General features: G+C 63.5%; 15 protein-coding genes. 5 read left to right on the forward strand and 10 right to left on the reverse strand.

All coding sequences use genetic code 11. The annotated features are described in order from the left end of the window. Positions 1-85 precede the first annotated feature (85 nt). On the forward strand, positions 86-493 hold the full coding sequence (locus FXB40_RS14850) for a nuclear transport factor 2 family protein (RefSeq protein ID WP_148772927.1): 408 nt from the start codon (positions 86-88) through the stop codon (positions 491-493). Between the two features lie 13 nt (positions 494-506). On the opposite strand, the gene FXB40_RS14855 is transcribed toward FXB40_RS14850, so the two are convergent. After that, entirely contained in the window at positions 507-1,259 is a 753-nt protein-coding gene (locus tag FXB40_RS14855) for an HAD family hydrolase (protein ID WP_187436888.1), read from the reverse strand. Between the two features lie 137 nt (positions 1,260-1,396). Here FXB40_RS14855 and FXB40_RS14860 point away from each other — a divergent pair, with 137 nt between their 5' ends. Both FXB40_RS14860 and FXB40_RS14865 read left to right on the forward strand, forming a co-directional pair. Further along, on the forward strand, positions 1,397-2,245 hold the full coding sequence (locus tag FXB40_RS14860) for an SDR family oxidoreductase (protein ID WP_148772928.1): 849 nt from the start codon (positions 1,397-1,399) through the stop codon (positions 2,243-2,245). Positions 2,246-2,359: 114 nt separating this feature from the next. Further along, a complete protein-coding gene (locus tag FXB40_RS14865) occupies positions 2,360-3,625 on the forward strand; it encodes a serine hydrolase domain-containing protein (RefSeq protein WP_148772929.1) in 1,266 nt (421 codons plus the stop codon). 58 nt (positions 3,626-3,683) lie between these two features. Here the strand turns inward: FXB40_RS14865 and FXB40_RS14870 are convergent, their stop codons facing one another. Both FXB40_RS14870 and FXB40_RS14875 read right to left on the reverse strand, forming a co-directional pair. Further along, complete coding sequence (locus FXB40_RS14870) at positions 3,684-4,571, reverse strand: dienelactone hydrolase family protein (RefSeq protein WP_148772930.1); 888 nt, start codon at positions 4,569-4,571, stop codon at positions 3,684-3,686. A gap of 119 nt (positions 4,572-4,690) precedes the next feature. Next, the gene (locus FXB40_RS14875) at positions 4,691-5,911 is read right to left on the reverse strand and encodes an MFS transporter (protein WP_246207622.1); all 1,221 of its coding nucleotides are present in this window, start codon (positions 5,909-5,911) and stop codon (positions 4,691-4,693) included. A 568-nt stretch (positions 5,912-6,479) separates the two neighbouring features. Between FXB40_RS14875 and FXB40_RS14880 the strand changes: the two genes are divergently transcribed. After that, positions 6,480-7,058, forward strand: a complete 579-nt coding sequence (locus FXB40_RS14880) for a MarR family winged helix-turn-helix transcriptional regulator (protein ID WP_148772931.1) — start codon at positions 6,480-6,482, stop codon at positions 7,056-7,058. A 13-nt stretch (positions 7,059-7,071) separates the two neighbouring features. Here FXB40_RS14880 and FXB40_RS14885 read toward each other — a convergent pair whose 3' ends face one another. Next, entirely contained in the window at positions 7,072-8,004 is a 933-nt protein-coding gene (locus tag FXB40_RS14885; protein ID WP_148772932.1) for a hypothetical protein, read from the reverse strand. A gap of 817 nt (positions 8,005-8,821) precedes the next feature. Between FXB40_RS14885 and FXB40_RS14895 the strand changes: the two genes are divergently transcribed. Continuing rightward, the gene (locus FXB40_RS14895) at positions 8,822-9,592 is read left to right on the forward strand and encodes a response regulator transcription factor (RefSeq protein ID WP_148772933.1); all 771 of its coding nucleotides are present in this window, start codon (positions 8,822-8,824) and stop codon (positions 9,590-9,592) included. 214 nt (positions 9,593-9,806) lie between these two features. Here the strand turns inward: FXB40_RS14895 and FXB40_RS14900 are convergent, their stop codons facing one another. From FXB40_RS14900 to flhA, 6 genes are read right to left on the reverse strand one after another with little or no spacing between them, the layout of a single operon-like run. After that, entirely contained in the window at positions 9,807-10,265 is a 459-nt protein-coding gene (locus FXB40_RS14900) for a hypothetical protein (RefSeq protein WP_148772934.1), read from the reverse strand. Continuing rightward, positions 10,262-10,846, reverse strand: a complete 585-nt coding sequence (locus tag FXB40_RS14905) for a flagellar biosynthesis protein FlgN (RefSeq protein WP_148772935.1) — start codon at positions 10,844-10,846, stop codon at positions 10,262-10,264. Before FXB40_RS14905 ends, FXB40_RS14900 begins: the two co-directional genes overlap by 4 nt. Positions 10,847-10,890: 44 nt before the next feature. Beyond that, the gene (locus tag FXB40_RS14910; RefSeq protein WP_148772936.1) at positions 10,891-11,364 is read right to left on the reverse strand and encodes a rod-binding protein; all 474 of its coding nucleotides are present in this window, start codon (positions 11,362-11,364) and stop codon (positions 10,891-10,893) included. Continuing rightward, on the reverse strand, positions 11,361-11,780 hold the full coding sequence (locus FXB40_RS14915) for a hypothetical protein (protein WP_148772937.1): 420 nt from the start codon (positions 11,778-11,780) through the stop codon (positions 11,361-11,363). The genes FXB40_RS14910 and FXB40_RS14915 overlap by 4 nt, the downstream gene beginning before the upstream one ends. 6 nt (positions 11,781-11,786) lie before the next feature. Further along, complete coding sequence (fliR, locus tag FXB40_RS14920; protein WP_148772938.1) at positions 11,787-12,536, reverse strand: flagellar biosynthesis protein FliR; 750 nt, start codon at positions 12,534-12,536, stop codon at positions 11,787-11,789. Beyond that, on the reverse strand, positions 12,533-14,614 hold the full coding sequence (gene flhA / locus FXB40_RS14925; protein ID WP_148772939.1) for a flagellar biosynthesis protein FlhA: 2,082 nt from the start codon (positions 14,612-14,614) through the stop codon (positions 12,533-12,535). Before flhA ends, fliR begins: the two co-directional genes overlap by 4 nt. Between the last annotated feature and the right edge of the window lie 34 nt (positions 14,615-14,648).

Below are 14,648 nucleotides of genomic sequence, written 5' to 3' on the forward strand. Positions count from 1 at the left end.
CACAAAGTGGGCAATGCTGCACTGCGGTCAAATTCGGACGGAAGTCGCGCTTGATTTTTGCGTGCCGTTGCCGCACCCGAGAGGCATGGCAAAGGACAGCAAGGTCATCGCCGCGAACGCGGCTTTTTACGCCGCCTTTTCGACCGGCGATTTTGACGAAATGAAGCGGATGTGGGCGGATGACGACGCCATTTCCTGCATTCATCCCGGCTGGCCCGCGATCGTCGGCCACGCCACCGTGATCGGAAGCTGGCGCGACATCCTGCAAAATCCGGAACGGCCGCAGATCGTCTGCGCCGAGCCGCAGGCGATCGTCGACGGCGACAGTGCGCGCGTGCTCTGCATCGAGATCGTCGACGGCACCGCCTTGGCCGCCGCCAACCATTTTCGGCGCGTTGGCGACGGCTGGCGGCTGGTGCATCACCAGTCGAGCCCAATCGCGCAGATTGTCGAGCAGGCTGAGGACGATAGAGCAAGTCACCGGGTGCACTGACCGCGACGGCGTTCTACTGTGCATGGGGTTGTTTTGCGGTTTTTGGTTCGGCGGCGAGTTCCGACAGATCGTCCAGCACCACCCGCGCCGCGCTGAAATCGTCATCCCGGAAGTACAGGCTGCGGGTGATGAGCACGGGAATGTCGGCCCGCGAGGCCGCGATCAGCCCATTGGCGGAATCCTCGATCGCGACGCAGTCGGATGGCGCCAGCTTCAGCCGCGCCAGGACCTCGAGATAGACATCCGGCGCAGGCTTCTTGTGCCTCACATCGTCGCCGGCAACGATCGCATCGAAATCCGCGGCCCAGCGCGTCCCCAGCGCCCGCGACAGCAACGCACCGATGTTGCCGTGCGAGGTCGTGGTCGCGATCGCGAGCCGCTGGCCGCGCGCCTTGGCCGCAATGAGCAGCTCCGTCACACCGGGCCGCAAGGCGCAGCAGCCGGTCTCGACCAGCTCGGCATAATGCGCAGTCTTGATGCGATGGAGCACGGCAATATCCGCATCCGACAGGGGCGGCGCGATCCACTGCCTGGTGTGGAAGGCGCGGATGCGTTCCTTGCCGCCGGTCACGCGCAGCAGATCCTTGTAGGCGACCCGGTCCCAATGCCAATCGAGACCGTGACGGGCAAAGGCGTGGTTGAAGGCCCGCCGATGCAGCTCCTCCGTCTCAGCGAGGGTCCCGTCGACATCGAAGATCAGCGCGACCGCGTTCCGGATCAGCTCCGCCGCGCCGGATGGCGCCATGGTGGCCAGTTCCGCCTGCATGGTCGAGCCTCCCTGTCACGAGCGACCATCGCCCGAGGCAGCAGGCGAGTACAATCGCAATATCTTTTGCCGGACCCAAAAATCTCTTATGAGCGGGGACGCGCCGGGTGGCGCGAACAGGAACTCACGGGAGACGCATGCGGCTCTTCATCCTCGGCCTCGGCTACAGCGCCCGGCATTTCGTCCGCAAATTCGGCGGCAGCTTCTCGCATGTCGCCGGCACGGTCCGCGACCCCACCGCGCGGGACGACCTTGCAGGGATCGAGGTGCATGGCTTTTCCGGCAGCCGTCCGGCTGACGCGACGGTCGGCCGTATCAGCGATGCCGATGTCCTCCTCGTATCGATCCCACCGGGCAGCACCGGCGACCCCGCAATCGCCGCGCTCGGCGATGTGCTGGCGGCGAGGCGCCGCAAGGTCGTCTATCTCTCCACCATCGGCGTCTACGGCGATCACGCCGGCGGATGGGTCGACGAGAGCACGCCGCCGCAGTCTACCCTCGACCGCGCGCGGATGCGGGTCGCGGCGGAGCAGGCCTGGGCGGAAATGGCACAAGGCGACGTCGCGATCCTGCGGCTTGCCGGCATTTACGGTCCGGGCCGCAACGCGCTGGTGACGCTGCGCAGCGGCACGGCGCGCCGCATCATCAAGCCCGGCCAGGTCTTCAACCGCATCCATGTCGACGATATCGCCAGCGCCATCGTGGCCGCGATCAGCCACAACAGCGGCGGCATCTGGAATGTCTGCGACGACGAGCCCGCGCCGCCCCAGGACGTGATCGCCTACGCCGCGCAGTTGATGGGCATTGCGCCACCGGACGAAGAACCGTTCGCGACCGCCGAGATGTCGGCGATGGCGCGCAGCTTCTATGCCAGCAGCGCCCGCGTCGCCAACGCAAAACTGAAGCACGAGCTCGGCGTCGCGCTGGCCTATCCGACCTATCGGCACGGCCTCGATGCGCTGTGGCGCGAAGGCGACGGACGATAAGGTTCCGGGCGCGTCCCAGACATGCCCTGCCCACGCTTGACTTCGCATCTGCGCGGTCGTGATCTAGGCGTGGAGCGAGCCACCGCATAACGAGCTCGCCTTTGGGAGGATACAATGAACAAGACGATCGCCATGATCGCGGCGGCTGCCGTCATCACGCTCGGAGCAGCGCGCGCCGCGCCGCTGCCCGAGGCCAATCCCGACGACGCCGGTTTCTCGAAGCAGGGCCTTGCAAGGCTCGACAGCTTCTTCGCGCGCGAGATCGCTGCCAAGCGCGTGCCGGGCGCGGTCGTCGCGATCGCGCGGGACGGCAAGCTCGTGCACTACAAGGCCTATGGCATGCTCGATCCGGAAAAGGGCACGCCGATGCCCATTGACGCGATGTTCGCGCTGGCCTCGATGACGAAACCGATGGCTGCGGTTGCCGGCCTGACGCTGATGGAGCAAGGCAAGCTGCCGCTCCAGGCAAAACTGTCCGATTACTTTCCCGCCTTTGCCGACATGCAAGTCGGCGTTCAGCAGGCCGACGGCTCCCTGAAGCTCGAGCCGCAGGCGTCACCGATCTTCATCCACGATTTGTATCGGCACACGTCCGGCCTGATGTATGGCGGCCGCCCGGACAGCTCCAGCGTGTTGGCGCGTCAATACCCCGAGGGCACGGCGCCAGCGATCGAAGGCGACACGCAGGCCTTCATCGAGCGCATCACAAAGCTGCCGCTGGTGCATCAGCCCTCGACTGAATTCGAGTACGGCTTTTCGATCGACGTGCTTGGCGCGGTGGTCGAGAAGGTCAGCGAGCAGCATCTCGGCGACTATCTCGCCGCCAATGTCTGGCAGCCGCTCGGCATGAAGGACGCGACCTTCCATCCCACCGACGCACAGCGCCCTCGCCTCGCTCGTCCCTTTGCCAACGACCCGCTGACCGGAAGACCGCAGGCCATCAAGCTGCTGGATACCCCGACCAAGTTCGATTGCGGCGGCGCCTGCTCGTTTGCGACGGTCGGCGACTACATTCGCTTCGGCCAGATGCTGCTCAATGGCGGCGAGCTCGAGGGCCAGCGTATCCTCTCGCCCAAGACCGTCCATCACATGACGAGCAACCATCTCGGCCCCGAGATCAAGAACAACGTGGCCAATATCGAGCCGCATCGTGCCGGCTTCGGCTTTGGTCTCGCGGTCGCGGTCCGCACCAGCGAAGGGCTTTCGTCGGTTCCCGGCAATCCCGGCGAGTTCACCTGGAACGGCGCCTACGGGACGCAGTTCTTCTGCGATCCGAAGGAGCGGCTTGTCGTGGTGGTGGGAACGGCCGCGCCCGGCGAGCTCAGGAAATATTATCGCGAGCAGGTGCAGGACATCGTCTATGGCGCGATGACGAAGTGAGACCGGCCCGCACTCAAGTAGAAAGGGCGGCCGATCGGCCGCCCTTTGATATTCAGCGTCAGCTCAACACGCCGTATTTCTTGAACCAGGCCTGCGCCTGCTTCCAGGCGTCCTCCGCGGCATCCTTGCGGTAGCTGCCGCGGTAATCGGCATGGAAGCCGTGCGGCGCTTCCGGATAGATCTTGAATTCGGCCGTCTTCTTGTTCTCCGCGAGCGCCGCCTTGAGCTGCTCGACCTGGGCCACGGGAATGCCGGTGTCGGCGCCGCCATAGAGGCCGAGCACCGGCGCCTTCATCTCGGGCGCGAGCTGCAGCGGGCTCTTCGGCCACAGCGGATTGGGCGCATCGACCGGCGGACCGTAGAAGGCGACGCCGGCCTTGAGCGTGCCGCTATGAGCGGCATATTCCCAGACCGTGCGGCCGCCGCGGCAGAAGCCGATGATGCCGAGCTTGGCGGTGTCGCCACCCTGCGATCCCGCCCAGACCACCGTCGCGTCGAGATCGGACAGCAGCTCGGCGTCCGGCTTGGAATTGACGACCGGCAAGAGGTCCTTGATGTCGGTGATCTTGGTGAGGTCGGTGCCCTTGCGGAAATAATAGTCGGGCGCGACCGCGAAGGCGCCGAGCTTGGCGAGGCGCCGCGTCACGTCCTTGATGTATTCGTGCAGGCCAAAAATCTCCATCGCGACGATGATCACCGGCGCCTTGGTGCTGCTGGCGGGACGGACGAAATAGGCCGGCATCTCCTCGGAACCGACCTTGATCTTGGCATCTCCGGCCTGGAGGCCGCTGGTGTCGGTCGTGATCACCTCGGCGCGGACGGGACCTGTCGCAAGCGTGTAGCCCGCAGCAACGGCGGCGGTGGCGCTCATGAAGCCGCGGCGCGAGACCGGGGGCGGCTTGATCAGCCCTACGACGTCAGACGTAATGGTAGTCTCAATGCTCATCGGCGATCCTTCCTGATGCCTTGCGCTAGTGTCTTGCCCTGATCCTTCAGGCGACGCATTCGCCAATAATTGCCGGCGAAACGCAAATCACCAGCCTGCGAGCGCCAGACCTTTCAGATCTAGCGATCGCGCTGCTTCACCGGCGCAGTCTCCGGCATCAGGCTCATCGCGACAAGTCCGACGATCGCCGCAAGCAGCAGGTACCAGGCCGGCGCCAGCGGATCGCCGGTGACATGGAGCAGCCAGGTGACCACGAGCTGCGCCGTGCCGCCGAAGCTCGCGATCGCGACTGCGTAGACGGTGGCGAACACGCCGCCGCGGATGTTCTGGGGCAGCGCCTCGGTGAAGGTCGCATAAAACGCTGTGAAAGGCAGCGAGCCGATGACGGAGAGCAGGCCAAACCCGACCAGCAGCGACAGCGTACCGGGCGCATGGACGATCCATAGGAAGACCGGATAGGTCAGCAACAGTGTTGCGAGCTGCGGCCAGATCATGATGGGCTTGCGGCCGAGACGATCGGCGAGCCAGCCGCCGACCAGCGCGCCGGCGAACTGAATGGCGTTGCTGACCAGCGACACGCCAAACGCCAAAGTCGACGAGACATGCAGCGTGTTCTGCGCATAGGTCGTCATGTATTGCGTGACATAGGTCGAGATCGTGCCGCTGGCCAGAACCATCAGCGCCAGCACGATCAGGCGAGAGTGGCGGCGGGCCTGCGAGAAATGGCCTGTGCTTTCTTTCGCGGCGGCACCGGCTTCGGCCTGCGGGATCGTCTCCGGCAGGGTCCGGCGCATCCAGACGCCGAACGGCAGGCAGACCGCGCCGATCAGAAACGCGAGCCGCCAGCCATAGGCGTCCAGCATCTCCGGCGCCATGGTCTTGCTGAGGATGACGCCGACGAGCGCCCCGGCCGTCGCCGCGATCTCCTGGCTCGCCGGCTGCCACGCCACCACCAGCGCCCGATGCTCGATTGGCGCGATCTCGATCAGATAGGCGGTCGTCGGCCCGACCTCGCCGCCGAGCGCAAAGCCTTGCACCATGCGGGCCGCGATCACGATGATCGGCGCTGCAATGCCGATCGTATTGTAGGACGGCGTGAACGTGATGGTCAGGATCGCCGCCCCCATCAGCGCGAAGCTCAGCAGCATGGCCGGCCGCCTGCCGATCCGGTCGGAATAGATGCCGAGCACGATGCCGCCGAGCGGCCGCGTCACAAAGCCGGCGCCGAAGGTCGCAAGCGACAGCATCAGACTGCCGTACTCGCTTCCGGTCGGGAAGAAGGTGTGGCCGATCTGGATCGCGAAGAAGCTGTAGGTGATGAAGTCGTAGAACTCGAGCATGTTGCCGACGGTGGCGGCCAGTGCTGCGCGTTTGACATTGAACGGCTCTGCCTGGCGAGGCTGAACTTGAAAAGGCTTGGCTTGCTCGTTTCCCAGCGACACGCTTGAATTCCCCGATCTGTTCGCCCGATTTAACCGCGTGACCGCATTGCATCGCAACATCCATTAACCGAAAAGAGGGGTTCTCCCGCTGCCCGCGGCGCCATCACGCGTTGCAGGTTGTGTGCGGCTTCGCGCAATTCGAAACGTTTCGCCGCAACATTCGGCTCGATCGTGGTCGCAATGACACATCATGTTGCCCATGCACAGCACACAGTCCGATATTTGAGCGCGCGCCCGCGTCATTTGACTGAAATTTTCAGATCAGTTGAGCCGTCATATTTACTCGAACTTTCTTCGTGACGCTCTAGTTCCACTCCCGAATGTTCCATCTCCAGAACGGAGAAGCGTCTTCCAAGCGCGGCAATTGTTTCCGCTTCGAGCGAAGCTCGACAGCTTCATTCTGACCCGCAGCGATTGCGCACCCAACGCATCAATTGAATAAAGCTTTATCCGATCTGGCATCGAAATGAATTTGGCTCGCGAAGCAATTGAATTATTGGGACAGGTGGCGCGAATCCTGTGGTTCGAAGGCACCAAGCACGGCATGCGCGATCGCGAGTGGATGGCGCTGCGCTTTCTCTCCCGTGCCAACCGGTTCTCAAGGACGCCATCGGCGCTGGCAAGCTATGTCGGCACCACGCGCGGCACCGCCTCGTTCATCATCGGCGAGCTCGAGCGTCTCGGCTATGTCGAGCGAAAGCGCTCCACCAAGGACAAGCGTTCGGTGACGCTGAGCGTGACGCAGCAGGGCAAGAAGTTTCTGGCGCGCGACCCCGTCAATGGCCTCGTCGAGGCCATTGCCGTCCTCGATGACGACGGCAAGATCCGCTTTCGCGACACCTTGCGACACGTGCTCGATCAGGCGGATGCCGCCGAACAGCGGCACCACACCGACGTCTGCAAGCGATGCATCTTCCTGCGGGAGGATCGCACTGCGTCCGAGAACAAGACGACGGTCGAATTCACCTGCCGGCTGTTTCGCGCGCCGATCGCCGAAGCCGAGATCGACCTGCTATGCACCAGCTTCGAGCATCACCGCCAATAGAACGGTCCGCCGCTCATTTGCGCGCTGAGTAGACGACGCCGCCGCTGGTTTCCACCACCAGACGGCCGTTCTCGTTCCGGATCTCCTCGATGCGACCGAGATTCGGGACCTGCTGGCGGAGCACGGCCTCGATGACACCGCTCGGCCCCTGCAGGATCGCAATGCCTTCATAAGCCTGGCGGACCGACCAGCCCTTGACCGCCTTTCGCGGTGCCGAGCTGCGTTCGGCCGGAGACACCGACCCCGTGGTCTCGGGTGCCGCGACCGAGGCCATCATCGGCATCGCCGGCGACGGCTGCACGGCAACCGGAGTCGGCGGCTGGACCTGGGCCTGGGCGAGCCTGTCGAGCTTCGCGGTCGAGGACGAGCTCACACGCTCGATACGATCCAGATTCTCGGCGAACCGGCCAAAGCGATCGCTGGTCGCCTTGCTCGACTGATCGACCGCGGTTCGCAGACCGTCGAGATTCTCGGACACGCCGGACAATTGCTTGCGCAGCTGCGCGACCGTATCGCGCAGATTCCTGATCTCGGCGTTGGCCGCAACATTGGTCTGGCTCGGCTGCGTGGTGAGATAGGCAATGAAGCCGGTGCAGGCACACACCACCAGGACGGCGGCAACCGCCAATGTCGCGAGCGGTGCGACCCATGTCGGACGCGGCGGCGGCGGTTTGGCCACGATCACCGCCGGCTTGATCACCACCGGCGCAGGCTTTGGTATCGCCATCTTATCAAGGCGCGCCTTGGCGCGAATGCGCTTCAATCCCTCGAGCGCTGCCTTGGCCGCAACTTCGTCGCTCGCGGCCGACACGGGCTTCGCTGCTGTCGCGGGCTTGGCCGCGCGCGGCGCATTATTGGTCTTCGTGTCGCGCGCTTCCGGAGCCGGCTTCGCCGCTGCGGTTAAATCCGCAGTTTCGGCGGGGCGCGTTTTTCCATCGGACAACATTTGAAAATGCTCCGTTCGTTTTCGATCTGTTGAACGAAGCTAGTTGGTGAAGCTTGCCTGAAACGTGCGCATCAAAAAATCTGTTCGTCACAAACAATGCGACGTCGAATGAGTCCAACGCGTCATGCACGCGGCGAAAGTGCGACTCGAAAGACACACACTCGCCAAGATTTCGCCAAGCTGGAGTCTCACTGCCATACATGAGTCGAATTGTCGCAGGCGGGTGCGCGGCCAGGAGAGTCAATCCCGGGTTGAAAACTCCTCCCTGCGACGGTGCTGCGGCACTACCCAAAATAGCTGTATTTGTACGGGCATACGGAACCTTATAACCGTCACGGTGCAAAAGTAGTTTGGCTATCAAACCAATTGATGAGTCTAGACATACAAAGAAACAACCAGAAACAAACCAACAGCATCAAGCACACGTAGCAAACGCTTTGTTTCGCACGCTTGATCGGAAATCGGCAATTGTTACGGTCCTACTCAAGTGATTCTCGCCAGTTGGCGAGGAGATCGACTGAGTTCAGTAGCGTTCGGACGCACAGCAACGTGGCGCAACTGTTCTAGGTCGCTGTCTCACCGCTCCGCGCGGGGTGATCCGTAAGACACCCGCCGGGCCTCACGCAGTAAGCGTTCAGTATCGAGTCGAAGTAGCAGGCCTGCTCACGCAGGCACTGAATGCGTAGGGCTGCCCGCGAATATCGAAACCATAACAACGGTTCGCGGGAGGGAAATATCGTCAAACAGCATGGCGTCGAGCCGGGGCATCACAACAAATTCCCGGCCGCTGCAAGTGCGAAACAGGGGCGACTGACTGATGTACATAATCGTTGATGATCGCGAGAGCGTCACGAACAGCTACGTAGGAGGGCTCGTTCGCGAGGGCGTATCGTCGATCGGATTCTCCTCCGGAGAATTCTGGGACTGGCTGCAATCCGCGAACGAATCGGACCTGGCAGCGGTCGATGCCTTCCTTCTGGGGGACTGCGATGCCCGCGGAAGCCTGCCACGGGCGATGCGGAAGCGGTCCACGGCTCCGATCATCGCCATGAGCGGCCAGAAGATGCTCAAGAACACGCTGGAGCTGTTTGAATCCGGCGTGGACGACGTGGTTCACGTGCCGATTCACCTGCGTGAGATCCTCGCCCGAACGGCTGCGATCGCCCGCCGCCGGGTGGGCGAGCTGCCGAGGCCCTGCGAGACCAGGATCCAGGTCTTCTTCAACGGACGTGACCCCGAGATCGCGGGCCACGCCCTCACCCTGCCCCGCCGCGAGCTGCGCATTCTCGAGTATATGGTCAGCAATCACGGCAAGTGGATCACCAAGACGCAGATCTTCAACGCGGTCTACGGCATCTTCGAATCCACGTTCGATGAGAGCGTGATCGAAAGCCACGTCAGCAAGCTGCGCAAGAAACTGCGTGACCGACTCGGTTTCGACGCGATCGTGGCACGGCGCTACGTCGGATACCGGCTCAACATCCCAGCCAATGAGGCCGTCGACGAGCCGCTGCAGGAGCTCGACGAGGTCGGCATCCTCCTGAACCGGGCACATGCCGCCCCGGCGGCATATCCGGCCGGCAACTGAGGCGCCAAAGCGCGATGAGAATGAATCCTCATCGCGCTTTGGACTGTTGTTTGAGCATGATCTATTGGGAAAACCGCCGCACACTTTTCCGGATCATGCTTTAAGCCACGGCTCGCAAACGAAAACCGGCCTCTGCGGGGACATCCGCAGAGGCCGGTTTGTTTCCAGCAGCAAGAAACGTCGTTACGCCGGCGAAGCCACGCGGCCCGGCGCGTTACGGCTTCTGCTGGAATTCTTCCTTGGAGACGTAGTTGAAGTCCTCGACCAGAACGTCCTGGACGATGTCGGCCTGCATCCGCTCGTTGACGCGCTGCTTGATTCCTGCGGTGAGGACGGCGAGGTCGTAGCGGGCGAGCTTCCTGAAATCGAGCTTGTCGTCAGCATAGATCCTGCGGAAGGCCTCGTCGACGACGAACGGCTCGGGCGGAACGGTGAGCTGGTGCATGGTTCGCGCCTCCACCGTGTAGACGAAGCGCGCGACGATGTAGCCCTGCACGGCGCCGCTCTCGACCATGGGTATGCTCAGCGCCCGGGTCTTCTGGTATTGCAGCCCATCGAGATATTCGTCCTTCGCGGGCAGCAAGGTGCCGTTTTCCTTCCAATAGGCCACGCCATAGCTCGTGCCCGCGGTGAGGATGCATACCCAGAGCCCGGCCAGCACCAGTTTGATCATTTTCCGTCCCGCGCTACGCGACCGGTATAGGTGCCGTCCGACTCGGCCTCCTTGATCGCCCTGACGATGATGGTCGCGACCTCACGCACGGCGTCGTAATGCATTTCGAGGAGCGAACGGTTTCGCTCGAGCTTCTCGCGCAGCTGCCGGATCTCCTCGGTGATCTCGGTCTCGCCGCCGAGATGCATCCGCGCCCGCATCAGGCGGACGAATTCCAGCATGCTCCGGCTCTTGCGCATGCTGAAATCGTCGAAATCGACCTTCTGTCCGGTCGCGAGCGCGACGGTTTCTTCCTCGACGATGTTCTCGAGCCGGCGGATCGCGGACAGCAGGCCACTAACCTCCTCGGCCCGCGTCGCCTCCAATCTTGCCGCTTCAGCCTCGTCGAACGGCATCTCGCCACCGACATTCGACAGGAGCACGGGCAACAGAGCATCGCCCGACGCGGCCCCCGTCATCACCTCGGATTCCAAGACCTGGGAGTCCAAGACCTGGGAGTCCAAGACCTGCGAGTTCAAGACCTGCCGTTCAACGACCGGCTGCTCCATCACCGGAAGTGTCGCGCCTTGTTCTACCTGCATAGCAAATTCACCCTTCAACTTTCGTCACCCATGTCCCAGAACCATCAGCCCGACTTGCCCGTCACATCCGGACCAGGCGGATGCGCGGACGCGAGCTGCTTGGCAATTCCGATCCCCTTGCCCTTCGCGAGCTGGGCGCCGAGCTGCTCGGCCAGCATCGATTTCCAGACGCCGCCGGCGGTGCCCTTGCCAAACACCTCCTCCGACTCCTTCGGCAACATCGTCTCGACGAAGGTCTGGAGAATGAAGGCTTCGAACTTGCGATAGACCTCGTCCGGGCCGGGCTTCTTGATCACCTGCACCGGCGGCCCGTTCACCACGCCAGACTGCGCTTCCACCACCTTTGCGGCGGATTGATCGGCCGCGGCCGCCTTGGTGGCCTCGGCGTCCATCGTCGCGGCGAAATCGGCGTCCGACGATTTCAGCGCGTCGAGCTTCGCGGTCGCGGCGCGCTGCGTCACCGGATCGGCGGCGTCGAGGACGTCGAGGACGACGTCGGATGTCGGTGTCACGATCATGTCTTGTTCCGGCTGGCTGGCCGCGGCGTCAAATCACGCACGGCGGCATGTGTCTCCGTCATTTCCGCGAGCGAGCGCTTCTCGGCGTCGCGCAGCTTTTCGGCCAGCGCCACCTTGGCGACCTCCTCGAGCTGTTTCACGCGCCGGTTCTCCGAGCGGACCTTGTCGAGCTGCATCGCGGCACGTTCCTGCACGGCACGCGCGCCGACGGTCGTCCTGTTGAGGCGCCTCGCAAGCGAATCGCTCGACGATCCGGCCGGCGGTTTTCCCTCGTTCAGAGTCCCGACCAGCCACACCTGCTCATCCTGCATGGTCTGCTCCTGCTGCCGCAAGTGCGCCAGCTGCCATTCGGACAGACGGAGCTGAAGCTTCACCAGCGAGACGATCCGACCGAGCTTGTCCGCGCGCGAGGTCATGGCCCGTCATCCCAGCCACGACGACATGCCGAGCATGAATTGCGTCAGCAACTCGTCGCTGGTGAGGTAGAGCAGCAGAAGGCCGCCAACCAGGACGAACGGCACCGAGACGAAATAGACCGCAATCGACGGCGCCAGCTTGTTGATGAGGCCGACCGAAAAATTGACGATGACGGAATAGACGATGAAAGGGCTGGTGATCCGCAGCGTCAGCACGAACGCGTCGGTCAGGCGGCTGGCGAGCTGGTTCAACGCCATCTCGCCGCTCAGCTTCTCACCGGGATGCCAGACGTCGTAGGAGCTCATCAACCCGCGCAGGACCTGCCAATGCTGATCGGTCAGGAAGAACAGGGTGGTGACCGCTGCCATGATCAGCGGCACCGACGCCGGCGTCGGATCGTTGTCGCCGATCGGCACGCCTGGAATGTTGCTGAGCCCGATCGCGCTCGCCATGACGGTGGACATGGTCTGGAGCGCGAGGAAGAACACGCGCCCGCCGAGACCGATGACGCTGCCGACCAGGACTTCGGTGCCGATCAGAAACGCGAGCGTTAGCGGTGTTGCATCGTCCACGAGCGGCTTCAGGACCGAGACCAGAATCGGCGACAGCGCGAACGTCGTGACGAGCGCGACGAACAGGCGGATCTGCGGCGGAATGTTCGTGCTGGAATAACCGGGCACGAGCATCAGGCAGGAGCCGATACGGCAGAACACGATGAACGTCGCGAGCACGTTGTCGGCGAGGCCGCTGATCACGAGATGGCTCCGAGCGCCCGGATCTCGGCGCTGCGAGCGACCTCGACATGCGACAGGATCGGCAATGTCGGGAACACCCGTTCCAGGATCATGCGGACATAGGGTCGGGCTTCCGGGGTCACCGCCAGCACCACGCTGGTGCCGTCCTCGGTGAATTTCCGGATCGAGGCGCTGGCTTCGGTCGCGAACTGCTCGATCAGCCGCGGATCGGCGTCGAACTCGACGACGTCGCCCTTGCCATCGCGCTTCAGGCTCTGGTGGAAGGCCAGATCCCAGCGGTTGCCGAGGCGAAGGACGTTGAGCACGCCATTGTCGGAGAGATCGCCGCAGATCTGCTGGGCCAGGCGCATGCGCACGTGCTCGGCCACCTGCTCAGACCGCCGCACATGAGGCGCGATCTCGGCGACCGCCTCGAGGATCAGATGAAGATTCCGGATCGACACCCGCTCGCCCAGCAGGATCTTCAGGATCGCCAGCAGGCCAGAATAGGAGATCTGCGACGGACAGAGATCGTCGACCAGGCGCTTGTACTCCGGCTCGAGCCGGTCAAGCAGTCCGCGCATGTCCTTGTAGGACAGCAGCTGGGAGAGGTTCGCCCTGAGCACCTCACTCAGATGCGTGAGCAGCACCGACAGATTGTCGACCGGCTTGCAGCCCTGCCGCCTGACCTCATCGGTGAAGGCTTCGGTGACCCACAGGGCCTTCATGCCGAATGCGGGCTCGATCACCTCGTCGCCGGGCACGTCGGGCTTGCCATCCTTGTCCACCAGCACCATCACCTCGCCGATCCTGAGCTCGCCATGGGCGACGCGGGTATCGTGGATTCGGATCTGGTAGCTCTTGGGATCGATCGACAGATTGTCCGACAGCTTGATCTCGGGAATGACGAAGCCGTACTGCTTGGCGAACTTCTTGCGGATCTTGCTGACGCGGTGGGCAAGCTCGTTGCGCGAGCTGAGCAGATGGACCGACAGATGGCTGCCGAGCGACAGCTCGATCTCGGCGGTCTTGAGCGACTCCTTGACGGATTCCTTGGCATCGCTCTGCGCACGCTCTTCCGCCTTGCGCGCCGCTTCCTTCTGCTGCGCGGCCGCCTGCCGCCTCGGCAGCGAGTAGCCGACGAAGGCCATGACGCCGCCCAGGAGCACGAATGGCGCCATCGGCAATCCCGGCATCAAGCCGAGCACGAACATCATCAACGACGCCGCCGACACCGCGCGCGGGTAGCCGCCGAGTTGCCGCAGCACGGCCTGCTCCGCCGAACCTCTAGTGCCGCCCTTGGAGACCAGAAGGCCCGCCGAAAGCGACACGATCAGTGCCGGCATCTGCGTGACCAGACCGTCGCCGACGGAGAGTTTTGTGTAGACGTCGGCAGCGCGCGACAGCGTCAGACCGTGATGGGTGACGCCGATGATGATGCCGCCGAAGATGTTGATCGCGGTGATGATCAGGCCGGCGATGGCATCGCCGCGGACGAATTTCGAGGCACCGTCCATCGCGCCGAAGAAGGAGCTTTCCTCTTCGAGCTCGCGGCGCCGGCGCTGAGCTTCCTTGTCGTCGATCAGGCCCGCCGACAGGTCGGCGTCGATCGCCATCTGCTTGCCCGGGATGGCGTCCAGGGTGAAGCGGGCACCGACTTCGGCGATACGCGTCGCGCCCTTGGTGATCACGACGAAGTTCACCGTGACCAGGATCGCGAAGATGATCAGGCCGATGACGAAGTCGCCGCCCATGACGAACTTCGAGAAACCGGCGACGACATGGCCCGCAGCCTCCTCGCCCTCGCCGCCGCGCGACAGGATCAGACGGGTCGTTGCAACGTTCAGCGCCAGCCGCAGGATCGTCGCGATCAGCAGCACCGTCGGGAAGGCGGAGAAGTCGAGCGGACGCTGGATCCACAGCGCGACCATCAGGATCAGGGCCGACAGCGCGATCGAGAAGGCAAGGCCAAGGTCGATCAGGATCGGAGGTATCGGCAGGAACAGGATCGTGAGCATAGCCACGATACCGCCCGCAAAGAAGGCGTCCGCGCCCAAGCGTCGCGCGTTCGGCAGGCTAGCAGCTAAAGTATCGGCCATGGGTCACCGGCAGCAGGGTCGGCCTGCAATTTGC

This window comes from Bradyrhizobium rifense, from assembly GCF_008123425.1.
In the GTDB taxonomy this organism is placed as follows: domain Bacteria; phylum Pseudomonadota; class Alphaproteobacteria; order Rhizobiales; family Xanthobacteraceae; genus Bradyrhizobium; species Bradyrhizobium rifense.